This is a genomic window from Bradyrhizobium sp. 87 (assembly GCF_023073015.1).
Classification (GTDB): domain Bacteria; phylum Pseudomonadota; class Alphaproteobacteria; order Rhizobiales; family Xanthobacteraceae; genus Bradyrhizobium; species Bradyrhizobium canariense_D.
In genome coordinates this window covers 12,025-35,315 of the sequence record NZ_JADPIQ010000075.1, presented here as the reverse complement: position 1 = coordinate 35,315, position 23,291 = coordinate 12,025, and the positions used below count along the sequence as shown (strand labels likewise).

Annotated in this window: 19 protein-coding genes and 1 pseudogene; 14 read left to right on the top strand and 6 right to left on the bottom strand. The window is 65.4% G+C overall.

What is annotated here, in order from left to right; genetic code table 11:
• Positions 1 to 53: 53 nt before the first annotated feature.
• The 3 genes from IVB50_RS16725 to IVB50_RS16715 all read left to right on the top strand — a co-directional run bounded on the left by IVB50_RS16725 (position 54) and on the right by IVB50_RS16715 (position 2,867).
• Positions 54 to 728, top strand: a complete 675-nt coding sequence (locus IVB50_RS16725) for a response regulator transcription factor (RefSeq protein ID WP_085353237.1) — start codon at positions 54 to 56, stop codon at positions 726 to 728.
• A complete protein-coding gene (locus IVB50_RS16720; RefSeq protein ID WP_247296590.1) occupies positions 725 to 2,101 on the top strand; it encodes a HAMP domain-containing sensor histidine kinase in 1,377 nt (458 codons plus the stop codon). Before IVB50_RS16725 ends, IVB50_RS16720 begins: the two co-directional genes overlap by 4 nt.
• A 103-nt stretch (positions 2,102 to 2,204) precedes the next feature.
• Entirely contained in the window at positions 2,205 to 2,867 is a 663-nt protein-coding gene (locus IVB50_RS16715; RefSeq protein WP_018458074.1) for an rRNA adenine N-6-methyltransferase family protein, read from the top strand.
• A 4-nt stretch (positions 2,868 to 2,871) separates the two neighbouring features.
• Here IVB50_RS16715 and IVB50_RS16710 read toward each other — a convergent pair whose 3' ends face one another.
• From IVB50_RS16710 to tpiA, 3 genes are all read right to left on the bottom strand, one after another.
• A complete protein-coding gene (locus tag IVB50_RS16710) occupies positions 2,872 to 4,503 on the bottom strand; it encodes a CTP synthase (protein WP_007590604.1) in 1,632 nt (543 codons plus the stop codon).
• A gap of 166 nt (positions 4,504 to 4,669) precedes the next feature.
• Positions 4,670 to 5,053, bottom strand: a complete 384-nt coding sequence (secG, locus tag IVB50_RS16705) for a preprotein translocase subunit SecG (protein ID WP_247296588.1) — start codon at positions 5,051 to 5,053, stop codon at positions 4,670 to 4,672.
• 157 nt (positions 5,054 to 5,210) lie between these two features.
• The gene (gene tpiA, locus IVB50_RS16700) at positions 5,211 to 5,969 is read right to left on the bottom strand and encodes a triose-phosphate isomerase (RefSeq protein WP_085353242.1); all 759 of its coding nucleotides are present in this window, start codon (positions 5,967 to 5,969) and stop codon (positions 5,211 to 5,213) included.
• 223 nt (positions 5,970 to 6,192) lie between these two features.
• Here tpiA and IVB50_RS16695 point away from each other — a divergent pair, with 223 nt between their 5' ends.
• From IVB50_RS16695 to moaC, 4 genes are read left to right on the top strand one after another with little or no spacing between them, the layout of a single operon-like run.
• Positions 6,193 to 8,091, top strand: coding sequence for a peptidylprolyl isomerase (locus IVB50_RS16695; RefSeq protein WP_247296586.1), 1,899 nt, complete (start codon positions 6,193 to 6,195; stop codon positions 8,089 to 8,091).
• A 14-nt stretch (positions 8,092 to 8,105) separates the two neighbouring features.
• Positions 8,106 to 9,119, top strand: a complete 1,014-nt coding sequence (trpD, locus tag IVB50_RS16690; RefSeq protein ID WP_085362122.1) for an anthranilate phosphoribosyltransferase — start codon at positions 8,106 to 8,108, stop codon at positions 9,117 to 9,119.
• A 7-nt stretch (positions 9,120 to 9,126) separates the two neighbouring features.
• A complete protein-coding gene (gene trpC, locus IVB50_RS16685) occupies positions 9,127 to 9,948 on the top strand; it encodes an indole-3-glycerol phosphate synthase TrpC (RefSeq protein ID WP_018458078.1) in 822 nt (273 codons plus the stop codon).
• Between the two features lies 1 nt (position 9,949).
• Positions 9,950 to 10,492 (top strand): cyclic pyranopterin monophosphate synthase MoaC, encoded by a 543-nt coding sequence (gene moaC, locus IVB50_RS16680; RefSeq protein WP_247296584.1) that lies wholly within the window; start codon positions 9,950 to 9,952, stop codon positions 10,490 to 10,492.
• Between the two features lie 9 nt (positions 10,493 to 10,501).
• Here the strand turns inward: moaC and IVB50_RS16675 are convergent, their stop codons facing one another.
• The gene (locus IVB50_RS16675; protein WP_085353576.1) at positions 10,502 to 10,603 is read right to left on the bottom strand and encodes a Flp family type IVb pilin; all 102 of its coding nucleotides are present in this window, start codon (positions 10,601 to 10,603) and stop codon (positions 10,502 to 10,504) included.
• A 142-nt stretch (positions 10,604 to 10,745) separates the two neighbouring features.
• On the opposite strand from IVB50_RS16675, the pseudogene IVB50_RS16670 reads away from it, so the two are divergent.
• Positions 10,746 to 13,477 (top strand): annotated as a pseudogene (locus IVB50_RS16670) (EAL domain-containing protein).
• 277 nt (positions 13,478 to 13,754) lie between these two features.
• Here IVB50_RS16670 and IVB50_RS16665 read toward each other — a convergent pair.
• Positions 13,755 to 15,092, bottom strand: coding sequence for a S41 family peptidase (locus tag IVB50_RS16665; RefSeq protein ID WP_026233497.1), 1,338 nt, complete (start codon positions 15,090 to 15,092; stop codon positions 13,755 to 13,757).
• 300 nt (positions 15,093 to 15,392) lie between these two features.
• On the opposite strand from IVB50_RS16665, the gene IVB50_RS16660 reads away from it, so the two are divergent.
• The 6 genes from IVB50_RS16660 to IVB50_RS16635 all read left to right on the top strand — a co-directional run bounded on the left by IVB50_RS16660 (position 15,393) and on the right by IVB50_RS16635 (position 20,782).
• The gene (locus IVB50_RS16660; protein WP_247296582.1) at positions 15,393 to 16,526 is read left to right on the top strand and encodes an alpha-hydroxy acid oxidase; all 1,134 of its coding nucleotides are present in this window, start codon (positions 15,393 to 15,395) and stop codon (positions 16,524 to 16,526) included.
• Between the two features lie 14 nt (positions 16,527 to 16,540).
• Entirely contained in the window at positions 16,541 to 17,167 is a 627-nt protein-coding gene (locus IVB50_RS16655) for an HAD family phosphatase (RefSeq protein ID WP_085395035.1), read from the top strand.
• Between the two features lie 167 nt (positions 17,168 to 17,334).
• Entirely contained in the window at positions 17,335 to 17,526 is a 192-nt protein-coding gene (locus IVB50_RS16650) for a hypothetical protein (RefSeq protein ID WP_026233498.1), read from the top strand.
• A gap of 238 nt (positions 17,527 to 17,764) precedes the next feature.
• A complete protein-coding gene (glp, locus tag IVB50_RS16645) occupies positions 17,765 to 18,976 on the top strand; it encodes a gephyrin-like molybdotransferase Glp (protein ID WP_018458086.1) in 1,212 nt (403 codons plus the stop codon).
• Between the two features lie 176 nt (positions 18,977 to 19,152).
• Entirely contained in the window at positions 19,153 to 19,854 is a 702-nt protein-coding gene (gene lexA / locus IVB50_RS16640; protein ID WP_026233499.1) for a transcriptional repressor LexA, read from the top strand.
• A gap of 493 nt (positions 19,855 to 20,347) precedes the next feature.
• Complete coding sequence (locus tag IVB50_RS16635) at positions 20,348 to 20,782, top strand: hypothetical protein (protein ID WP_018458088.1); 435 nt, start codon at positions 20,348 to 20,350, stop codon at positions 20,780 to 20,782.
• A 138-nt stretch (positions 20,783 to 20,920) separates the two neighbouring features.
• Here the strand turns inward: IVB50_RS16635 and IVB50_RS16630 are convergent, their stop codons facing one another.
• Positions 20,921 to 23,032, bottom strand: a complete 2,112-nt coding sequence (locus IVB50_RS16630) for a ComEC/Rec2 family competence protein (protein WP_247296580.1) — start codon at positions 23,030 to 23,032, stop codon at positions 20,921 to 20,923.
• Positions 23,033 to 23,291: the final 259 nt, after the last annotated feature.

The following is a 23,291-nucleotide window of genomic DNA, read 5'->3' as shown; positions in this document are numbered from 1 at the left end:
TGCCGCAATGATACGGCCGCTACAATGGCGCGATTGAGGTTGAGGTGCGGATCATGCGGATTTTGCTCGTCGAGGACGAGGCCGAAATGGCCGACGCGCTGGCGTCGGCGCTGAAGCGCTACGACATGGTCGTGGACCACGCCCCCACGCTTGCCGAGGCGGAAGAGGCCATTTCTGCCGACGTCCACGCCGCCGTCCTGCTCGATCGCCAGCTTCCCGATGGCGACGGTCTCACCCTGATCCCGAAACTGCGGGCGCGCGCCGACGGCGTGCCGATCATCGTGTTGACGGCGCGCGGCGAACTCGCCGACCGGGTCGCCGGCCTCGACTGCGGGGCGGATGATTATCTGTCAAAGCCGTTCGCGGTGGAGGAATTGCTGGCGCGACTGCGCGCCGTGCTGCGCCGGCCCGCCGGGCTGCATCCCGACATCATGCACGCCGGCCGCCTCGCCTTCGATTTCGGCCATCGCGAGGCAAGCATCGACGGGGCTCCGCTCGAGCTGCCGCGGCGCGAGCTCCTCGTGCTGGAAGCCCTGGTCCGCCGCATGGGCCGGACCGTGCTGCGCTCCGCGCTGGAAGAAGCCGTCTACAGTTTCGACGACGAGATCCAGTCGAATGCGCTCGATACGCACGTGTCGCGCCTGCGCCGCAAACTCTCGGAAGCCGATGCGCGCGTGGAGATCCACGGCATCCGCGGCGTCGGCTATCTCTTGAAGAAGCTGCCATGAGCAAGCACCACGAACCCTATTGCCTGCGCTCGCGGCTGAGCTGGCGCCTGCTGTCGCTCCAGGCGGTGCTGCTCACGGCGCTCGTTGCCGTCGTCGTCGGGGCATTGAGCGCGTCGGGATTCGTGATCGCCGGGCGCGACGAAGATCGCGTGATCGATATCGTCCAGCGCGCGCTCGGACGCGACGCGCAAGGCGACCTGGTCCTGCGGCCGACGACCGAGCTGAAACAATTGCGCAGCGAGACCCCCGATCTCTGGTTCCTGGTCCGCGACAGGCAGGGACATTCGCTCAGCGAAGGCGCCGTGCCGGCCGAATTCGCCGCCATCGGCAGCGGCCTCGACCAGATCAGCCAGGCCCGGCTCGGCTGGCAGCTGTTCGAGGACGATCCGCGCAAGCCCCCGGCGCGGCTGAAGCGGGTCGATACCGACGCCGGCAATGTGCAAATCATCACGGCGACGCAAGGCAAGCTCACGGGCGCCAAGGCGTTGATCATGACATCGCTTGCACTGCTCGGCATCGCCCTGCCTGGCCTGCTCCTCATGGGAACGGCGACGTTCATCGCCACGCCGATGATCGTGCGGCGCGCCTTCGAGGCGCTCGATGCGACGGCGGACCAGGCGCGGCACATCGACATCCATCAACGCGGCACGCGGCTGTCGCTGGACCGGATTCCGCTGGAAGTCGTGCCGCTCGTGACCGCGGTCAACGACGCGCTGGCGCGGCTAGACCAGGGCTATGCCCGCCACAAGCGCTTCGTCGCCGATGCCGCACACGAGTTGCGCACACCGATCGCGATCCTGAACACGCGGCTGGAGTCGCTTCCAGCGGGGCCGGACAAGACCCGGTTGCTGGAGGATTCCGCGCGCCTGGCAACGCTTGCCGAGCAGCTGCTGGACATTCAAAGGCTCGACCGCTGCGGCCATCCCTTCACGCGCGTCGACCTCGTCGCAATCGCGCAAAGCGCGGCCGCAGATCTTGCGCCGCTGGCCATTGCCGCCGGCTACGAGTTGGCGCTCGACGCCCCCTCCACGCCGGTCGAAACGATCGGCGATGCGGCGGCGCTGGAGCGCGCGCTGACCAACCTTGTGCAGAATGCGATCCAGCACGGCCCGCGCCGCGGCACCATAGGCATTCGTGTCAGCAGGCCCGCGAGCATCGAGGTCACGGACGAAGGCGCCGGCATTCCGGCCGATCAGCGCGAACAGATATTCGAACCGTTCTACCGGCTGACACCGCTCGATCGCGGTGCCGGCCTCGGTCTCAACATGGTGCGCGAGATCGTGCTCCTGCATGGCGGCCACATCTCGGTCGCGGACACAGCGATCGGCGGCGCGTGCTTCAGGATGTCACTGCCGCCCGTCCGGGAGAATTGACGCAATCGACAGGCGGCACGCAATGCTGTCGCAATGCACTCAAGCGATTGTTCGGCCGCCTCACCTCTGACCTGCGAGGCGCAACCAAGATGCCGGAGTGCGCATGCCCAACGATTTCCTCTCGTTCTTCCTGTCATGGATGTCAGCCCCGCGCCGCGTCGGCGCGATCGCGCCGTCAGGCGCGGCGCTGGCCGATCTCATCACCCGCGAGATCACCGCATCGACCGGCCCTGTTCTCGAGCTCGGCCCCGGCACCGGCGCGTTCACCTACAAGCTGCTCAAACGCGGCGTGCGCCAGCAGGACCTCACGCTGATCGAATACGGCTCCGACTTCATGAAGGTGCTCCAGATGCGTTTTCCGAACGCGCGCGTCTTGTGGATGGATGCAGGGCGGCTCGCAACGGAGCGCCTCTATGACGGCGCGCCCGTCGGCGCGGTCGTGAGCGGCCTGCCGCTGCTCAACATGTCGACGCGCAAGGTGGTCTCGATCGTCGGTGGCGCGTTCAGTCATGTCCGCCCCGGCGGCGCCTTCTACCAGTTCACCTACGGCATGAGTTGTCCGATCCCGCGGCCCGTGCTCGACCGGCTGGGCTTGCGCGCAAAGCTGGTGGATCGTGCCCTGCTGAACGTGCCGCCGGCCGCCGTCTACAAGCTGACGCGACGGCCGCAGATGAAGCTCGTCACGGGATCGCTTGCGCCTGATACGTCAATGCCGGCCGCGCCGGAGCCGATGCATCTTGCAGGTGACTGCACCGCCACGCGCTGAGCGATTACACCAGGCGGCTCTGAACCATTGCCGCGCGAATGAACGACGCGAACAGCGGATGCGGCTCGAACGGTCGCGACTTCAGTTCCGGATGGAACTGGACGCCGATGAACCAGGGGTGATCCTCGTACTCGACGATCTCCGGCAGCACGCCGTCGGGCGACAGGCCCGAGAATTTCAGCCCGTGCTGCTCGAGGCGATCCTTATAGGCGGTGTTGACCTCGTAGCGATGGCGGTGGCGCTCGGAAATCTCGGTCGCGCCGCCATAGACTTCCGAAACGCGGCTGCCGCGATTGAGCGCCGCGGGATAGGCGCCCAAGCGCATCGTGCCGCCGAGATCGCCGGCGTTGGTGCGCTTCTCGAGCTCGTTGCCGCGCAGCCATTCCGTCATCAGGCCGACCAGGGGCTCCTTGGTCGGGCCGAACTCGGTGGAGTTGGCCTCCTCGATCCCGACGAGATTCCGAGCTGCCTCGATCACCGCCATCTGCATGCCGAAGCAGATGCCGAAATACGGCACGTCGCGCTCGCGCGCGAACTGCGCCGCGCGGATCTTGCCTTCGGCGCCGCGCTGGCCGAAGCCGCCGGGCACCAGAATGCCGTTGACGTGCTCGAGGAACGGCGCGGGATCTTCCTTCTCGAAGATCTCGCTTTCGATCCAGTCGAGATTGACCTTCACCTTGTTGGCGATGCCGCCATGGGAGAGCGCCTCGATCAGCGACTTATACGCATCCTTCATGCCGGTATACTTACCAACGATGGCGATGGTGACGTTGCCCTCGGGATTGCGGATGCGCTCGTTGATCTGCTGCCAGCTCCGCAGCTCCGGCGGAATCCGCGAGCCGATGCCGAAGGCGGCAAGCACTTCGTCGTCGAGGCCTGCGGCGTGGTAAGCCTGAGGGACAGCGTAGATGCTGTCGGCGTCGCGCGCCTCGATGACGGCGCTCTCGCGCACGTTACAGAACAGCCCGAGCTTGCGCCGTTCCTCCTTCGGGATCTCGCGATCGGTACGGCAGAGCAGGATGTCCGGCTGGATGCCGATCGAGCGCAGCTCCTTGACGGAGTGCTGCGTCGGCTTTGTCTTCAGCTCACCGGCGCTCGGGATGTAAGGCAGCAGCGTCAAATGAATGTAGATGGCGTGATCGCGCGGCAACTCGTTCTTGAGCTGGCGGATCGCCTCGAAGAACGGCAGGCCCTCGATGTCGCCGACGGTGCCACCGATCTCGACCAGCACGAAGTCGTAATCGTCGTTGCCGTCGAGGACGAAATCCTTGATGGCGTTGGTGACATGCGGAACCACCTGGATGGTCGCGCCGAGATAATCGCCGCGCCGCTCCTTGGAGATGATGTCCTGATAAATGCGCCCGGTCGTGATGTTGTCGGCCTTAGTCGCCGGCCGCCCGGTGAAGCGCTCATAGTGACCGAGATCGAGGTCGGTCTCCGCGCCGTCATCGGTCACGAACACTTCGCCGTGCTGATACGGCGACATCGTTCCGGGATCGAGATTGAGATAGGGGTCAAGCTTGCGGAGGCGGACCTTGTAGCCCCGAGCTTGCAACAGGGCACCGAGTGCCGCTGAAGCCAGACCCTTGCCGAGCGAAGAAACCACGCCGCCGGTGATGAATATGTACCGCGCCATGGGGCTTAACCTCTAATCCCTCGAATTCGATTCGCCAAAGCGATTCGTATTCCGCCCCAAACATTTTGCGGGGCTGTGGGTGAGCCAGAACTGAGAGTGGTGACAGAGCCTTGATAGGGATTGTTGATCCAGGACGGTAGAAGCCGCCCTGCATGGCCCCCCTGTTTTATTGCGAACGCGGTACCTGCGGGCCGCTCGGTGCCGGAGCCTGCTGCTCGTCGGCCTTCTTCAGCGAATCCAGGATGCCACCCGAGGTCGGCGGCGCGATCGGTCCGCCACCGGCCGGCTGTGTCTGCGACGCCGGCGCACCGATGATCGACGACGGCTTGCGGTCGTAGCCGGCATACCAGGACAGGAACAGGCTGGTGAGGAAGAAGCCGACGGCCAGAATCGCGGTGGTCCGCGTCAGAAGGTTCGCCGTGCCGCGGCTCGACATGAAGCCTGCGCCGCCTCCCATGCCGAGGCCCCCGCCTTCCGACTTCTGGAGCAGGACGGCGCCGATCATAACGGTGACGATCATGAGGTGAATGACGATGACAACGGTCTGCATAGTGTCCTTCCGTCACAAGCCGACAGCGCCGAGACGGCGGCCAATCGTGCTTCGCGGGGTTTTCCTGAAGTTGCGCGGTGTTACACGATCGGACGGGGCATTGCCACCCCCGATCAGCCCCGGACCAGTGGTTTGAACCAGCCAGGGACGGCCCTGCCTAATTAGGGCAGCCCTGCGCAATCGCAAGGAAATCGGCCGCCTTCAGGCTGGCCCCGCCGACCAGCGCGCCATTGACGTTCTTCACGGCCATCAGCTCGGCCGCGTTCGAGGGCTTGACCGAGCCGCCATAGAGAATGCGCATCCCGGCGCCGTCGGCCTTGAACCTGGAGGTCAGGAATTCCCGGATAAAGCCATGAATCTGCTCGACATCCCGAGACGTCGGGGTCAGGCCGGTGCCGATCGCCCAGACCGGCTCATAGGCCACGACCAGATTGGCGGAGGTCGAGCCATCCGGCAGCGAGCCGGTGAGCTGGCCGCGCAGGATATCCAGGGTCTGGCCCGCATCGCGCTGGCCCTGCGTCTCTCCGATACAGACGATCGCCGTCACCCCGGCGCGCCAGGCGGCCTCAGCCTTCTGCCGGATCAGGGCATCGCCCTCGCCATGGTCGGCGCGGCGCTCGGAATGGCCGACGATGACGGCGGTCGCACCCGAATCCGCTAGCATTTCGGCGGCGATGTCGCCGGTATGGGCGCCCGAGGCTTTGGGGTGGCAATCCTGGGCCCCCACCGCGACCTTCTTGCCGCGTGCCTTCTCGGCAAAGGCAGCGATCAGGGTCGCCGGCGGGCAAACCAGCAGCTCGGCTTTGCCGGCCACCTCTGCCGCGCCATTGAGCATGGCGTCGAATTCGGCAGTCGAGGCCTTGAGGCCGTTCATTTTCCAGTTGCCGGCGATCAGGGGGCGGATGGCATCGGTCATGTCAAATTCCAGCAAAATTTGGTTTGTTCATGCGCTAGCAGAGGTCCAGTGGCAGTTCCAGAGACCAGGGGCTTTTAACCGCAGGGATCGAAAGCCTGCTAGACCCGAGGTTGCGGGGGGAAAGCCACCACTTTATGATGATTGATCAATTTGGTGACGCGCTTTTGCGGAATCTGCATTAAGACGCGCTCCCATTCCCCTCCTGCCAAACAAGTTGGACCGAATGCTTCGAGGAATGCGCAAGGCCTCATCAAACTGGCTCGGCAAGACCATTATGGCCATTGTGATGGGCGTGCTGATCATCAGTTTCGGCGTTTGGGGCATTGCCGACATCTTCAAGGGCTTTGGGCAGTCCACCGTGGCCAAGGTCGGCGGCACCGAGATTTCGTTGAACGAGTTCCGCCAGATTTACACTGATCGCCTCCAGCAGATCAGCCGCCAGTTCGGCCGGCCGCTGTCGCCTGAGCAGGCGCGCGCCTTCGGCCTCGACCGTCAGGTGCTCCAGCAGACGATCGCGGAAGCCGCCCTCGACGAAGAGGCGCGCCGGCTCGGGCTCGGCCAGTCCGACGACCAGATCCGCCAGCTCATCATGAACGACCCGAACTTCAAGGGCGTCGGCGGCAACTTCGATTCGAACCGCTTTCAGTCCGTGATCCGCAATTTCGGCTATACCGAGCAGCGCTACGTTTCGGAGCAGCGCAAGGTCTCACTGCGTCGGCAGATCACCGGCACGATCGGTGCCGGCCTCGAGCCGCCGAAGGCGATGCTCGACGTGCTGACGCGCTTCCAGAACGAGCAGCGCGCCATTGAATTCGTCAGGCTCGACGCAGCTCAGGCAGGCACCATCGACGCGCCATCGCCGGAGGCGCTCGCCGCCTATTTCGAGGATCACAAGGTCCAGTTCCGCGCGCCCGAATATCGCAAGATCGCGTTCGTCGTGATCTCGCCGGAGGAGATCGGCAAGTGGAGCGAGGTGTCGGACGAGGACGCCAAGAAAGCATTCGACCAGCGCAAGGACCGGCTCGGCACGCCGGAGAAGCGCCAGATCCAGCAGATCGTATTCCCCAACGCCGCCGAGGCGCAGGCCGCACGCGAGCGGCTCACCAGCGGGACGTCGTTCGAGGACCTCGGCAAGGAGCGCGGACTGAGCGCGTCTGACGTCGATCTCGGGCTCGTGACCAAATCCTCGCTCGATCCCGCAGTTGGAGACGCTGTCTTCGCGCTTCCCGCCGGTGAAATCAGCCAGCCGATCCAGGGCCGTCTCGGCACGTCGATCGTCAAGGTCGAAAAGATCGAGCCGGGCACTGAGGCGAACTACGCGAGCGTTGCCGCCGACATCAAGCGCGAGATCGCCACCGAGCGTGCGCGCGTCAAGGTCGCCGATCTCCGCGACAAGATGGAAGACGAGCGCGGCGGCGGTGCCAGCGTGATCGACGCGGCGCAGAAGCTCGGCCTCACCGCCGTGACCATCGACGCCGTCGACCGTTCCGGCCGCGCGCCGAGCGGCCAGCCGGTCTCCGGCATTCCGCAGGGCCTCGACGTGGTGTCGCAGGCCTTTAACACCGATGTCGGCGTCGACAACGACTCGATCTCGTTCAAGGGCGGCTATGTCTGGTACGACGTGCTTGCCATCACGCCCTCGCGCGACCGCAATCTCGACGAGGTTCGCGACCAGGTCGAGGTGCGCTGGCGCCAGGACCAGATCGCGACCAAGCTGAAGGCCAAGGCGACCGAGATGGTGCAGAAGCTCGAATCTGGCGGCAAGCTCGCCGACGAAGCAGCCGCGATCGGCGCCAAGGTCGAGACCGCCACCGGCTTCAAGCGGGACGACTCGCCCGCCAGCGTGCCCGCGGCCATCGTGTCGGCCGCCTTCCGCGTCGCCAAGGACGGCGTCGGGCAGACGGCAGTGACCGGCGGCACCGAGGTGATCGTGTTCCGCGTTACCGAGATCATCGATCCCACCGTCGATGCCGCTTCCGATGCGGTCAAGAAGCTGAAGGACAGTCTCGACCGCGCGCAGACCGAGGAGCAGGTCGCGTCCTACGTCAACAAGCTTGAAAGCGACATCGGGACCACGATTAATCAGGCCGCCTTCGCGCAGGTGACCGGCGCGAACCAGTGAGTTGAAAGCACGCGATGGACGACCTGAAATCGATCATTGGAAAAGTGGCGACCGGCGCCAGCCTGTCGCGTGACGAAGCGGCTTCCGCCTTCGACGCCGTGATGTCCGGCGAGGCTACGCCCTCGCAAATGGGCGGCCTGCTGATGGCGTTGCGGGTACGCGGCGAGACCGTGGACGAGATCACCGGCGCGGTCTCGGCCATGCGCTCCAAGATGCTCACGGTCGATGCGCCCGCGGACGCCGTCGACATTGTCGGCACCGGCGGCGACGGCTCCGGCTCGGTCAATGTCTCGACCTGTGCCTCCTTCATCGTTTCGGGCGCCGGTCTGCCGGTGGCCAAGCACGGCAACCGCGCGCTATCGTCGCGTTCGGGCGCTGCCGACGTGCTGGCTTCGCTGGGGGTGAAGATCGATCTGAGGCCCGAGCAGGTCGGCCGCTGCATACGCGAATGCGGCATCGGCTTCATGTTCGCGCCCGCCCATCATCCCGCCATGAAGAACGTCGGCCCGACCCGGGTGGAGCTTGCGACACGCACGATCTTCAACCTGCTCGGTCCGTTGTCCAATCCGGCCGGTGTGAAGCGGCAGATGGTCGGCGTGTTCTCCCGGCAATGGGTGCAGCCGCTGGCGCAAGTGCTCAAGAACCTCGGCTCTGAATCCGCCTGGGTCGTGCACGGTTCAGACGGCCTCGACGAAATCACCCTCACCGGCCCGACCTTCGTCTCCGCGCTCCACAATGGCGAGATCCGGAATTTCGAGGTGACGCCGGAGGACGCGGGCCTGCCGCGCTGCGAGGCCGGTGCACTCAAAGGCGGCGACGCCGACGCCAACGCTATCGCCTTGCAGGGCGTGCTCGACGGCAAACCGAGCCCCTACCGTGACGTCGCGCTGATCAACGCCGCTGCCGCATTGGTCGTGGCGGGGCGTGCCGGGGATCTCAAGGAAGGTGTCGTGATCGGCGCAAAATCACTCGACAGCGGCGCGGCGCGCGCGCGGCTGAAACATTTGATCGCGGTCTCGAACGGCTGAGCCTGACATGTCGGACATCTTGACCAAGATCGAAGCCTACAAGCGCGAAGAAATCGCTGCGGCCAAGCGCGCGCAGCCGCTGTCGGCGGTAGAGGCGAAGGCCAAGGCGCAAGCAGCACCGCGCGGCTTCCTGCGCGCGATCAAGGCCAAGCACGCCAATGGCGACTACGCGCTGATCGCGGAGGTCAAGAAGGCGTCGCCGTCAAAGGGCCTGATCCGCGCCGATTTCGATCCGCCGCTGTTGGCCAGGGCCTATGAGGCCGGCGGCGCTGCCTGCCTGTCCGTGCTGACGGACACGCCCTCGTTCCAGGGCCATCTCGACTTCATGGTGGCGGCCCGCGCGGCAACGTCACTGCCGGTGCTGCGCAAGGATTTCATGTTCGACATCTATCAGGTGGCGGAGGCCCGCGCGCACGGCGCCGACTGCATCCTGATCATCATGGCGGCGCTCGATGATGCCGCGGCCAAGGAGCTCGAGGATGCCGCCATCGCCCACGGCATGGACGTGCTGATCGAGATCCACGACCGCGCCGAGCTTGACCGCGCGCTGAAGCTGCGTTCGCCGATGATCGGCGTCAACAATCGCAATTTGCGCACCTTCGAAACCACGCTTGCGACCAGCGAAACATTGGCGCCGCTGATCCCCGGCGACCGGCTGATGGTCGGCGAGAGCGGCATCTTCACGCCCGCCGATCTCGCCCGGCTCGAGCGCGTCGGCATGTCGACCTTCCTGGTCGGCGAGAGCCTGATGCGGCAAGCCGATGTTACCGCTGCGACGCGCACATTGCTGGCGCGCGAGACGACGGCGCGCGCGACGGGCACGCGCTGACATGGCCCGCAAGCCGACCGCGACGAAACCAGCCAAGTCCGAGTCCAAGACCCAGTCCAAGACCAAGACCGGCCCTGCCCTCACCCATATCGGCGCCTCCGGCGAGGCGCGGATGGTTGACGTGTCGGACAAGCCCGCCAGCGAGCGGCTCGCGGTCGCGGAAGGACGCGTCGTCATGACCAGGGCGACGCTTGACCTGATCGTGTCCGGCAACGCCAAGAAGGGCGACGTGCTCGGCACCGCCCGCATCGCCGGCATCATGGCCGCCAAGCGCACCGCGGAGCTGATCCCGCTCTGCCATCCGCTCGCGCTGTCGAAGGTGACGGTCGAGATCGAGCCAGACGCAACGCTGCCGGGCTGCCTCGTCCGCGCCAGCGTGAAGGTCACGGGCCCGACCGGCGTCGAGATGGAAGCGCTCACCGCCGTCTCGGTCGCCTGCCTCACCATCTACGACATGATCAAGGCGGTGGAGCGCGGCGTGCGCATCGAAGGCATCCATCTGGTCGAGAAGCTCGGCGGCAAGTCCGGCCATTACCGCGTCTGATTGCGGCTGCTACTTCAACGACGCGCTGATCGACCCGAATTTTGAATTGAGCTTGCTGCCCAGGCCGTCCACCACGGCGACGATCGCGAGCGCAATCAGCCCATACTCGATCGCATATTGATTGCTTTTGCGAGGGTCCCTTCACGGCCCATTAACCCAGCTTGCTAACTTCGCCTCCACTCCGTTCCCGTAAACCAACGGATGTTTCCGGGGCCAAGAATTGACCCTGGCGTGTGCACGACAACGATCGATCATGATGACGGGATTCGGCAGTCGCCTTTTTGACCAGGCCTTCGTGCGCAGCGGACCGATCCGCTGGCTGGTGGTGGGCGGCACGCTGTTGATCGCTGCGATCGCCGTCGGCGCGACGCTGATGGCGCAGAATTTCCGCGAACGTGCGCTGCGCAGCTCCGGGCGCGAGCTGGAAAACACCGTGCTGATGCTGGCCCATCATTTCGACCAGCAATTGCAGGATTTCGCGGTCATCCAGAAGGATTTCGTCGACTACGTCCGCGCAAGCGGCATCACCAGTGCGGCGGACTATCGCAAGCGCCTCGCCGGCCAGGACCTCCACCGGATGCTGCGTTCGAAGATCGAGCACTGCCCTACATGGGCGGCGTCAATATCATAGATGCCGAAGGCAATTTGATCAATTCGTCGGCGGCATGGCCGGCCCCGAACGTGAACGTTGCCGATCGCGCCTATTTCCAGACCTTCCGGTACGATCCCGACGCTCCCGACGTCCTGATCGAGCCACTCTACAGTCGCATCTCCGGCGCATGGACCATCCTGATCGTGCGCAAGGTCGTCGGACCGAACGGCGAATTCATGGGTGTGGTCGGACGCGGCATCGAGCCGGCAAACTTCGAAAAATTCTTCGAGTCAGCCGTGCTCGGCGAAAGCACGACGATCTCGATGCTGCACCGGGACGGCACGATGCTCGCCCGTTATCCCCATTCCAGTGAATTGATGGGACGGAATTTCAAGAACGGTCCGTTCGCGCATCAAAGGGTTTTCGGGCTCGACCATTTTACCGGCCGCTTCATGAGCCCCGTCGACGGCGAGGACCGGCTGATTTCCTCACATGCCCTGCCTCACTTCCCGATCCTGAGGATGGCCACCACGACGCGCGCGACGGCCCTGACGGACTGGCGCGAGCAGATCGGCATCCTGATCTCGGTCGCGGCCTCTTCCGCGCTCGCCATCGCGGGCGTGTTGATCGCGATCGTTCGCAAGCTCCTGGAGCAGCATCGTCTTTCGCGGGAACGGCTGACGCTGGAAAAGCAGCGTCTCGACCGCGCCGTCAACAACATGACCCAGGGCCTGCTGCTGTTCGACGCCTCGCAGCAGCTCGTGATCTGCAATCAGCGCTACATCGAGATGTACGGGCTGTCGGCCGAAATCGTGAGACCCGGCTGCAGCTTTCACGACATCATTGCACACCGCAAAGCCACCGGCTCGTTCACCGGCGATGCGGACCAGTATGTCGCACGGGTCCTGCGCGACGTCCACGTGCGCAATTCCATGGTGGTCGAGACCTCCGACGGTCGCTCGATCCAGATCGTGAACGAACCGCTCACGGACGGCGGCTGGGTGGCGACGCATGAGGACATCACGGAGCGCCGGCGTATCGAGGAGCGCATCACCCATCTCGCTCATTACGACGCACTGACCGACCTGCCCAACCGCACCATGTTCCACGAGCATCTGCGTCAGGAACTCGATCTCGTCGCCGGCGGCGAACAACTCGCGGTGCACTACATCGACATCGACGAGTTCAAGGGCGTCAACGACGCGCTCGGGCATCTCGTCGGCGACGAGCTCCTGAAGTCGGTCGCGCAGAGCCTCCACCGCTGTGCGGGGCCGGCGGACTTCGTGGCGCGCCTCGGCGGCGACGAATTTGCCATCGTCCAGAGCGCGGTGACATCGCCGGATCAGGTCAGCGAGCTCGTCGCGCGGGTGTTTGAGGCCATCCGGGCGCCGTTCGACTGCATGGGGCATCATCTTGCCACCGACGCCAGCATCGGCATCGCGCTGGCGCCGCAACATGGAACGGCGCTGGACCAGATCCTGAAGAACGCGGACATGGCGATGTACGCCGCCAAAGCCGCGGGGCGCCGCACCTATCGCTTTTTCGAGTCGGAGATGGACGCCAAGATCCACGAGCGGCGGCAGCTCGAGATCGACCTGCGCCACGCCATCGCTCAAGGCGGGCTCGAAGGCGGCCTCGAGGTGTATTACCAGCCCTGCCTCAGCCTGAAGGACGACCGCATCACCGGCTGCGAGGCGCTGGTGCGCTGGCGCCATCCCGAGCGCGGCATGGTCTCGCCGGCGGAGTTCATTCCGATCGCCGAGGACACCGGCCTGATCAACGAGATCGGCGAATGGGTGCTGGCGACCGCCTGCCGGGACGCGGCGAACTGGCCTGACGACATCCGCCTCGCCGTCAACGTCTCGCCGGTGCAATTCAAGAGCGGCACGCTGGCGCTGAAGATCATGGCGGCGCTTGCCGCCTCCAATTTGTCGGCGAGCCGGCTCGAGCTCGAAATCACCGAGGCGGTGCTGATCCGCGACGACGACACGGCGCTTGCGATCCTGCATCAACTCCGCGCCATCGGCGTCCGCATCGCGCTGGACGATTTCGGCACCGGCTACTCCTCGCTGAGCTATCTGCACCGCTTCCCGTTCGACAAGATCAAGATCGACCGCTGCTTCGTCAACGACATCGCCGGCCCCGACGGCTCCGCCAGCATCGTGCAGGCGGTCGTCAATCTCGCGGCCGCCCGCCGCATGACCACCACGGCCGAGGGCGTCGAGACCGAGGAGCAGCAGCGGTTGCTGCGCGCGCTCGGCTGCTCCGAGATGCAGGGCTATCTGTTCAGCGCCGCAAAGCCCGCCGACAAGGTGCTGGAGCTGTTCGCAGCTCATCGCAGCCGTCTCGCCCGGCGCGGCGGCAACGAAGGCCGCCGCCGCGAGGCAAGCTAGTTCGGACCTCGTGGTCGGCGCAGCGGCATTCCCAGAAGCTCTCCTCGATACACACGACGCAGGTGTCGCGGAGGTCATGCAATTGCTGGAGTTGCGGGTTCATCCCGGCGGCGAGGTCTGGTCGAGCGCGACCGCGCCCGCCGCTGGGCCGAGCGCGATGGCTGCTACGAGGCCACCTTCGCGGCCATGAACCCGAGCTGACACAGCGTCCCGAAACAAGTTCGCCCGGGAACGGCTATCCGCTCCCGGGCGATCAACACCTTACCGTCGCGAGCGCCTAGTTCGGCACCGCAGCCTTCGACGCCGGCTTGGCGGCGACCGCATTCGCGGTTTGGCCGTGCAGGAAGTCGTAGGCCGTATGCAGGGCCTTGTCGTCTTTCGCTTCCGGTGGGACATAGGACTGCGATCCGGTCTGCTCGGTGCCGTCGGCTGCCTGGAGATGACCGCGCATCTGGGACTCCGCCATGGTGTCCATCCGGCCCTTCAGCTCGGGCGGCACGTCTTGGAGGATCTCGATGTCGGGCGCGATGCCCTGGGCCTGGATCGAGCGGCCCGAGGGCGTGTAGTAGCGCGCCGTGGTCAGCGCCAGCGCGCCGTTGCCGGTGCCGAGCGGAATGATGGTCTGCACCGAGCCCTTGCCGAACGAGCGCGTGCCGATCAGCGTCGCGCGCTTGTGGTCATGCAGCGCGCCGGCCACGATTTCCGAGGCTGAGGCGGAGCCGCCGTTGACGAGAACCACCAGCGGCTTGCCCTTGGTGAGGTCGCCACCATGGGCGGTAAAGCGCTGGGTCTCTTCCGGATTGCGGCCGCGGGTCGAGACGACCTCGCCACGCTGCAGGAACGCGCTCGACACCGACACGGCCTGGTCGAGCAATCCGCCCGGATTGTTGCGCAGGTCCATCACGTAGCCTACCAGCTTCTCCGGCGGAACCTCCTTGGTGATCGATGCGATCGCCTTCTTCAGGCCATCGGTGGTCTGCTCGTTGAACGAGGTGACGCGGATATAGCCGATATCCCCGTTCTCGACGTGGAAGCGCACGGGACGCACATGGATGATCTCGCGCTTGATCGCGACGTCGAGCGGGGCGTCGGCGCCCTTGCGCACGATCGTGAGCTTGGTCTGGGTCTCGACCGGCCCCTTCATCTTGTTGACGGCCTGCTCGAGCGTCATGCCCTGCACGGCATCGCCGTCGATCTTGCTGATGAGGTCGCCCGACATGATGCCGGCCTTGGATGCCGGCGTGTCGTCGATCGGCGAGACGACCTTGACCAGCCCCTCCTCCATCGTGACCTCGATGCCGAGCCCGCCGAACTCGCCGGAGGTGGTCTCCTGCATCTCGGTCCAGGCCTTGTCGTTCATGTAGCGCGAGTGCGGATCGAGCGAGGTCACCATGCCGGTGATCGCGCCTTCGATCAGTTTGGCATTGTCAGGCTTCTCGACATAGCTCGCCTTCACCCGCTCGAACACTTCGCCGAACAGATTGAGCTTGGAATAGGCGTCATCCGCGCTCGCTGCCGCCCGTGCCGCCCAAACGCCGCCGTGCGGACTGGCTACCAAAAGGGTCAGACACGCTCCGGTGAGCGCGCCCAGTGGAAACAGCAGGGTTTTCCGCATGGATAGGCTGGCCTTTTTGCTTCGCGGTTCGGTGGGCTGGGAGCCGCCATGCAAATGGCGATCCAGCCTGCTTCTCACAATACCATTCTGGTTTCTTCAAGGCCGGGATGCCACGGCGGGTACACCGTAAAAATCGGTTGGTCCGGACCTAAACTTTCGGCAACGTTGCAGGACCGGTTCGTGCGCAGCGGGGGTCGGCCGGCCGGCCCGCGCCTCGCAGCCATGCCATTTTAGGATGGTTTTGGCGCCCCGGACGGGTTAGGCGATCAGGGAAGGCTTCAAATTCTCGGGAGGATAACAATGAACGAAGCACCCCGCATCCAACCGGAAAGGAACGTCGAGCTCGGCGCCAGCACCGAGCCGTTCCAGAATCTGCATGAATTCATCCGGAAAGCCCGCGCCAACCTCAACCAGAATGCATGGGACTATATCGTCGGCGCGGCCGAGACCGAGACCACGATGCGTCGCAACCGCATGGCGCTGGACGAGATCGCTTTCCGCCCGCGCGTGCTGCGCGATGTTCGCAAGGTTACAGGTTCGGTCGAACAGTTCGGCCGCAAGATGCGCCTGCCCGTGGTCCTCGCCCCGGTCGGCGCGCTCGAGATCTTCGATCCGGATGGTGCGGCGAGCGTGGCACGCGCCTGCGCCTCTTTCGGTGCGGCGCACATGCTCAGTTCGGTGTCCGAGCCCGGCCTAGAAAAGACCGCCGAAGCTGCGTCCGACGCGCTGCGGCTCTACCAGCTCTATGTGCGCGGCGATGACGCCTTCGTCGCCGACGTCGTCAGCCGGGCCGAGAAGAACGCCTACGCCGCCTTCTGCCTGACCGTCGACACCGCCCACTACAGCCGCCGCGAACGTGACATCGCCAAGCGCTACGTTCGCGAGAGCCGCTTGCGCGCCACCGGGGGCGATTACCAGAAGGGTCTGGAGTGGCGGACGGTGAAGATGATCAAGGACAAGTTCAAGATCCCGCTGATCCTCAAGGGCATCGCGACGCCGGAGGACGCGCTGATCGCGATCGATCACGGCGTCGAATGGATCTACGTCTCCAACCATGGCGGCCGTCAGCTCGATCACGGTCGCGGCGCCATGCACGTGCTGCCCGAGATCGTCGACGCCGTGAACGGCCGCGCCAAGATCATGGTCGATGGCGGTGTCTGTCGCGGCACCGACATCGTCAAGGCGATCGCGGCGGGCGCCGACCTCGTCGGCATCGGCCGGCTGCAATGCTGGGCGCTGGCGGCGGCCGGCGAAGCCGGCGTGGCGCGCATGCTGGAACTGCTCGAGGACGAAGTGCTGCGCTGCCTCGGCCTCTTGGGTGCGACCTCGTTCGCCGAGGTCAACAAATCCTGCCTGCACCAGGCGACCGCAACCAACGCGCCGAGTGTGTTCAGCGCGTTTCCGCTGTTCGACCACGAGCCGTATCGATACTGAGTGAAAGGACGCAGGTGACATCGCTCTCTCCCGGCAGCGCGGATGCGCTCCTGTTCGATCTCGGCCGCGTCGTGCTCGATATCGATTTCTCCAAGGCGATCGCCTGCTGGGCGGGACATGCCGGCTGCAAGCCCGAAGCCATCGTCGCGCGCTATGTGCGGGACAGCGAAGCCTATCGGTTGCACGAGATGGGGAAGATCAGCGATGAGGACTATTTCGCCTCATTGCGAGCCTCGCTCGGAATCGGCATTTCGGATGCGCAGTTCCTGGAAGGCTGGAACGCGATTTTCGCCGGCGAAATGCCTGACATCGCCGAGCTGCTGCCGCGCGCAGCGAAACAGATGCCGCTCTATGCTTTCTCCAACACCAACCGGCCGCACGTGGACCATTTCTCGAGGGAATATGCCGACCTCCTCGGCCATTTCCGCGAGCTGTATTTGTCGTCCAGCATCGGCCTGCGCAAACCGGATGCGGAGGCCTTCGACCACGTCGTTGCGGCGATCGGCGTGCCCGCCGGGCGCATCGTGTTCTTCGACGATCTTGCCGAAAACATCGAGGGAGCGCGCGCGCGCGGCTTGACGGCGGTGCATGTGACCTCGCCGCGTGACGTCGGGAACGCATTGAAGGCATTGGGCATTTGACGACGGTCCGTTGTCGCGAAACCCACGACGGCACGGCCCGACGGACCAATTTTGAAAAATTGAGGAACCGGATCACTTTGTACATTTTTATACAGAGTTCCGGGAACGGAATACCGCCTTCCGGACTCTTAGAGTCCGTTGGGACTTCTACGGACGGATGCATCATCGTGCTGGGCAAAACCTACCTCACCAAGCAGGCCTCTCTTCTTCTTGAATTCGCGAGGACAACTTCAGATTCGGACCTTTCCGCCAAGCTTGTGAGCAAGGCCGCCGACCTGAAATCCCAAGCCGACCCGCTGCCCGACAAGGATCAGGGATCCAAGGCGCCCGACGTAACTCCCGGGCAGGCAGGGAGCTGATCGATTCAGGCCATGGCGCGTTCTCGCCTTGCCATGATTTTCGTCGCTTCCATGACCACTCTCCTGCCGATCTGTGACCTCCTTCGGATCATGCCGCGACGCGCTTGATCCTGCCTTCCGGAACAATGTGAAGGGGCGGGATGACTGTGCCTGCTCAGCCGCTTTTGCCTCTGCGCCTGCGCTCGGCTAGAAGACGTGCGGAACATTCGCCCGAACGTGCCGAGCAGGAGTTTTCGCCGTGGCCTTGATGCCGGTTTCTGACGCGCTTGCCGCGGTGCTGGCGGGTGCAGAGCCGCTGCCGGAAGAAATGATTTCCCTCGACGAGGCCTACCATCGCGTGCTCGCGCGTGACGTCGTGGCGCGGCGCACGCAGCCGCCGCAAGCGATGTCGGCGATGGACGGCTACGCGGTGCGCGCGGCCGATGCCGCGACGATCGATTCGGAGCTCACCGTCATCGGCGAAGTCGCAGCGGGCCGACCGTTCGAGGGGACGGTCGGAGCCGGCGAGGCCGTGCGGATCTTCACCGGCGGCGTCGTTCCCTTTGGCGCGGACGCCGTCGTGATCCAGGAGGACACGGTCGCCGCCGGCAAGCGCATCACGATCAAGGAAGCCGCGATCGCCGGCCGGCACATCCGCCCCGCCGGCGTCGATTTCCGCGAGGGCGACGTGCTCCTGCGCAAGGGAAGCCGTCTGACCGAGCGAGACCTCGCGCTCGCCGCCGGGATGAATCATCCGCACCTTGCCGTTGTCAGGCGTCCGAAGGTCGCGATTCTCGCCACCGGCGACGAGCTGGTGATGCCGGGCACCACGCCCGGCCACGGCCAGATCGTCTATTCCAACGGCTACGCCCTGCACGCGCTCGCCCGCAGCGAGGGCGCCGAGACCATCGACCTCGGTATTGCCGCCGACACGCTCGAGGCCACCACCGCCGGCATCCGCCGCGCCCGCGAGAGCGGCGCCGACGTCCTGATCACGACCGGCGGCGCATCGGTCGGCGACCACGATCTGGTCCAGCAGGCACTGCGGGACGAAGGCATCGCGATGGCGTTCTGGAAGATCGCGATGCGGCCAGGCAAGCCGATGATGCACGGGCGACTCGGCGCAATGGGTGTGATCGGCCTGCCGGGCAATCCCGTATCGTCCTACGTGTGCGCTTTCCTGTTCATGGTGCCGCTGATTCGCGCCCTGTCGGGCCGTTCAGTGATTCACCATCGCCGTGAACGCGCCGTGCTCGGCCGCGACGTCGGCGCCAACGACCAGCGCGAGGACTATCTGCGCGCGCATCTTGAGGAGCGTGACGATGGCACACGCGTCGTTGTTCCCGTCAATCATCAGGACTCTTCGCTGCTTGCGAATCTCGCTGCAGCACAGGTACTTCTCGTCCGCGCACCATTCGCGCCGAAGGCCGAAGCCGGCACGGCTTGCGAAGTGTTGCGGCTCCCCGTCTGAGCGCCCCCGCAACGCGCGTTCCGCGCACTTTGCTCTGTTCACGGTAAATTAAGCAGTTGCGGAACATGTATCGAACATATAGTGTCTGTTCATGATTTGTTTCGAGCATGCAGCGGCTTATGGCCGAATTCAGCGTCTCGGAATCGGACGACATCAACCGGGGGACTTTGGTCGAGATGTTAACGCGCAAACAATACGAGCTTCTGCGGTTCATCAGTGAGCGTCTGAAGGAAAGCGGCGTGCCGCCCTCCTTCGACGAGATGAAGGATGCGCTCGATCTGCGCTCGAAGTCGGGCATCCATCGCCTGATCACGGCGCTCGAGGAGCGTGGCTTCATCCGACGCCTGCCCAACCGCGCCCGTGCGATTGAAGTCATCAAGCTGCCGGAGCTCCAGGCAGCCGCTGGCAGCCGCCGCGGCTTCACGCCGAGCGTCATCGAGGGCAATCTCGGCAAGGTGCGTGCGAGCGCGAGCCTGCCCGCTGACGAGGGCGAACGTCCCGTCGCGGTGCCGGTGATGGGCCGCATCGCGGCCGGCACGCCGATCGAGGCGTTGCAGACCCGCAGCCATACTATCAGCGTACCGCCTGACATGCTCGGCTCGGGCGAGCATTACGCGCTGGAAGTGCGCGGCGACTCGATGGTCGAAGCCGGCATTCTCGACGGCGACATGGCCCTGATCCAGCGCAACGAGAGCGCCGATACCGGCGACATCGTGGTGGCGCTGATCGACGACGAGGAAGCGACGCTGAAGCGCTTCCGCCGTCGCGGCGCCTCGATCGCGCTCGAGCCCGCCAACGCGGCCTATGAGGTCCGCATCCTGCCGCCCAACCGGGTGAAGATTCAGGGCAAGCTGATCGGGCTTTACCGGAAGTACTGATACCGGGAGTCTTTCTATCGGCAGTACTTCATATCGGAAGCACTTCATGCCGGAGGTGCTTGGCGCCTCGCGCGCTTCCGATCGGCATCGCCGGTCAGAGATTGGAGCGGATCATCGTCCGCTCCGGCTGGATAGCCTTTCTGGTTCTGCACAGACTATCCGGCCCCTCCTCCAACGCTGGCTCCTCGCCACGCCGACGAAGCAGCACCGCTTCAAGCAGCACCGCTTCGCGGCTCGGTTGTTCGAGGAAACAGCGACCAGCGGTCAAGTTCGGCCGTTGCAGCCAAGTTGGCAATGTTCGCGTACGCGCCTCCCGAATGCATCGCGGCGAGCTTTGTTCCTATTGAATTCGGGAAAGATAATGTGATCGCGGCTTGCGGAAGCCAGCCGCAGATTTGCCCACAACCAAGCAGAGCGTTCGTGCTTCCACTCTGATAGAGGCCTGCGCCTCGATAAGAGACGCGGGTTGCTATCCCAGCATGAGGAGCACCCGATGTGTGACTACAGCCTACATGCCGTCGCGTCGCGCCCCGCCGAAGTCGGCGAGACGATCGTCACGACAAGCTTCCGCGGCACCTCGACGCGCGGCTTCGCCTCTGCAGCCGATCCGTCTGTTGCCGTCTGCCTGCTGCCGGGGACGGAGCTCGCCTTCGCCGACGACGTCCGCTACGACAATCGCTGGATCTGGACGCGCACCATCAATTCCCGCGTGGGCAAGTTCGGCAAGATCGATCCGCACGTTCCCGACCGCCATCATGATGCGATCGAATTCCCCGACGGCAAATACGTGCTGGTGACGCAGCTCGTCGAAGGCCAGCGCGCGACGGTGCTGCAACTGCCGGTGACTCAGTCGGTCACCGAGCGCGAGCACAAGGCGCAGATCACCGCCGACAGGCAGCCGACCGTCACGCACCTGCCGATCGGCTGACAGAGCCGCCCTCCGGCTACGAAGTCGGAGGTCAGGATTGAATCGCCATCGCCGGCCGTGGCCGGCGAGATGGTGTGGTTTGCACCCCGCGAATCCGAACGGACGCACCGAACCACTGCGTTGCTCCGCACCATCAGATCAATCGTCGGCTTGCAGGTCGGTGTCCGCCGGCGTTGCGTCCTTGATGCGAGGCGCGGTCGACTTTGGCGCGAGGCTGCCGTCGAAATCATCCTCGCCGGCGCCGGCCGGCAACCAGGGGCGGCTCGTGCCTCTCGCCCTCACTGCCTGAACCACAAAACCGTCACCACGCTGCGTCAGCGCCAGCGCGCTCTGGCTGGCGAGCCGCTGCCGATCGACCACCATCGCCGCGCAATCGGGCGGCGCGGGACGTGTCGTCACCACCAGGGCGGCCCGACTGCAATCGTCTGCGAGAGCGTCGACGCGCAGTGCCAGCGCGACCAGCCTCCCGTCGGCCAGTGGCGTCACGCAGCCGGATTCGTCGCAGGACACGCCATCGGCAAGCGAGGCTCTGCCCGCATCGCGCGGATCGGCGTCGGCAGCGAGCCATTCCTTGAGCAGAAAGCTGTCCTTGTTCGTCCTGATCAGGTGCAGATATCCGTCCCTGCCCCGCACCGCGACGCTGGCGCCATCCCCGGCAATCAGGATGTCGGGCTGCCGCGCCGACAGTCCCCAGGGGATCGCTGCCAGCAGCACCAGGGCGCCGGACCAGCGCAGCGGCGTGCGCAACAAGCCGAGCACAATGATTCCCAGGCTCGCCGCGATCAGCGGCGCGATCCCGAACGCCGGGATGCGGCCCACCGCGCCCGGCAAGGCCGCGACCCAGCGCGAGACCGCGACCATCCACTCGATGCCAATCCCCATCAGCCACCAGAACACGCTGTCCAGCCCGAACGGCGCAGCAAGCAGCCCCAACAGCCCCGCCGGCATCACCAGCGCAGAGACCACCGGCATCGCGCCGAGATTGGCGAGCACGCCGAACGGCGTGACACGGTGGAAATGAAAGGCGGCATAGGGCGTCGTCGCAAGTCCCGCAATCAGCGAAGCCATGAACAGCATCGCAATCTCGCGCCGACCCCACATCGCAATGCGCGCAGTCGCCGAATTGTCCGGCGAGGCAAACAAATTGGGCATGTCGATCTGCACCAGTGCGACCAAGCCGAGCGTTGCCGCAAACGACATCTGAAAACTCGGATGCACCAGCGCTTCCGGCGCGACCGCCAGCACGATCAGCGCAGCCACAGCAAGCGTGCGGAAGGTGATGGCGCGGCGATCGACCATCACCGCGATCAGCACCACCGCCGTCATGAAGAACGACCTTTGCGTGGCGACCTCCGCGCCCGACAGCAGCAGGTAGAACGCAGCGGCGACCAGCGCGGCGGCGGCCGACCATTTCTTGATGGCGAAGCCGGCCGCCAATCCGGGGATCAGAGCGAGCAGCGCGCGCACCGCGAAGAACACGACGCCGGCAACGACGGCCATGTGATAACCGGAGATCGAGAGCACGTGGCCGAGGCCGGAGATGAACATCGCATCGTTGACGGGCGTGGTGATCGCATCGCGCCGCCCGGTGAGCAGCGCGGTCGCGATCGCCCGATTGTCGCCGTCGAGCGTCGCCCGGATGCGGGCATCGATCGCATCGCGCAGGCCTTGCATGAAGGCCGCGTAACGCAGCCGTAAGCCGCCGGTCTCAGGCGGCGACGCCACCGTGATGGCGCCCATCGCGAAGCCGGAGGCGCCGATGCCCTGGAAGAACATGTCACGCGAAAAGTCGTAGCTGCCGGGCCGCACCGGCGCGAGTGGCGGCATCAGCCGTGCCTTCAGCTGAACGAAGCTACCGACCTCCGGCGCGGTGCCCTTGCGGACCGACAGGCGCACGCGCTCGAGCCTGACGTCGCTGCGCTGCGCCTCCATCGCCGTGACGCGCAGCACGAAACGATCGGTACGCTCGCGGATGTCGCGAGCCTCGACGAAGCCCGACAACGACACCGAATAGAGCGCCCTTGCCAGCACCGGGTGGGCGATGCGCGCCGTCTTCCAGGTTGCGACGGCAAAGCCGGCCGCGACCGCCGCGATCATGATGGCCGGGGCGAACAGCCGGCTCCGCCGCAACAGAGCCGCGCCAAGCAGGAGCGCGATGGCGGTCGTGGCAACGACCCACAGCACCGGCTCATGATCGGCAGAGAAATAAAGCGCGATGCCGCAGCCAAACGCGACGGGCACCCACGGCAACAGCCGCCCGGCGCCCGCCTCGGCGCGCAGCCAGGCGCGGAGGGTCTCGGCCAGCGATGTCCAGAGGTCGAGGCCTGCAGGCGCGAGGCCGCCCGCGGACGCGGCGCGGCCCGCGGGCCACGTCCCCGCGATCCCTGCGATCGTACCGGCCGGCCCGGCTCCGCCATTCCCTGCACTCGATGATACGCAACGAAGCCAGAAGCTACCGGAACGTGCAGGTGGGCGGATAGCGGTACGGATCAGGAACGAAGGGGCGCGG

What these genes read in the sequence shown, in the direction of transcription:
- IVB50_RS16725 (WP_085353237.1), top strand. Translation starts at nt 54, where the DNA reads ATGCGGATTTTGCTCGTCGAGGACGAGGCCGAAATGGCCGACGCGCTG.
- IVB50_RS16720 (WP_247296590.1), top strand. Translation starts at nt 725, where the DNA reads ATGAGCAAGCACCACGAACCCTATTGCCTGCGCTCGCGGCTGAGCTGG.
- IVB50_RS16715 (WP_018458074.1), top strand. Translation starts at nt 2,205, where the DNA reads ATGCCCAACGATTTCCTCTCGTTCTTCCTGTCATGGATGTCAGCCCCG.
- IVB50_RS16710 (WP_007590604.1), bottom strand. Translation starts at nt 4,503, where the DNA reads ATGGCGCGGTACATATTCATCACCGGCGGCGTGGTTTCTTCGCTCGGC.
- secG (WP_247296588.1), bottom strand. Translation starts at nt 5,053, where the DNA reads ATGCAGACCGTTGTCATCGTCATTCACCTCATGATCGTCACCGTTATG.
- tpiA (WP_085353242.1), bottom strand. Translation starts at nt 5,969, where the DNA reads ATGACCGATGCCATCCGCCCCCTGATCGCCGGCAACTGGAAAATGAAC.
- IVB50_RS16695 (WP_247296586.1), top strand. Translation starts at nt 6,193, where the DNA reads ATGCTTCGAGGAATGCGCAAGGCCTCATCAAACTGGCTCGGCAAGACC.
- trpD (WP_085362122.1), top strand. Translation starts at nt 8,106, where the DNA reads ATGGACGACCTGAAATCGATCATTGGAAAAGTGGCGACCGGCGCCAGC.
- trpC (WP_018458078.1), top strand. Translation starts at nt 9,127, where the DNA reads ATGTCGGACATCTTGACCAAGATCGAAGCCTACAAGCGCGAAGAAATC.
- moaC (WP_247296584.1), top strand. Translation starts at nt 9,950, where the DNA reads ATGGCCCGCAAGCCGACCGCGACGAAACCAGCCAAGTCCGAGTCCAAG.
- IVB50_RS16665 (WP_026233497.1), bottom strand. Translation starts at nt 15,092, where the DNA reads ATGCGGAAAACCCTGCTGTTTCCACTGGGCGCGCTCACCGGAGCGTGT.
- IVB50_RS16660 (WP_247296582.1), top strand. Translation starts at nt 15,393, where the DNA reads ATGAACGAAGCACCCCGCATCCAACCGGAAAGGAACGTCGAGCTCGGC.
- lexA (WP_026233499.1), top strand. Translation starts at nt 19,153, where the DNA reads ATGTTAACGCGCAAACAATACGAGCTTCTGCGGTTCATCAGTGAGCGT.
- IVB50_RS16635 (WP_018458088.1), top strand. Translation starts at nt 20,348, where the DNA reads ATGTGTGACTACAGCCTACATGCCGTCGCGTCGCGCCCCGCCGAAGTC.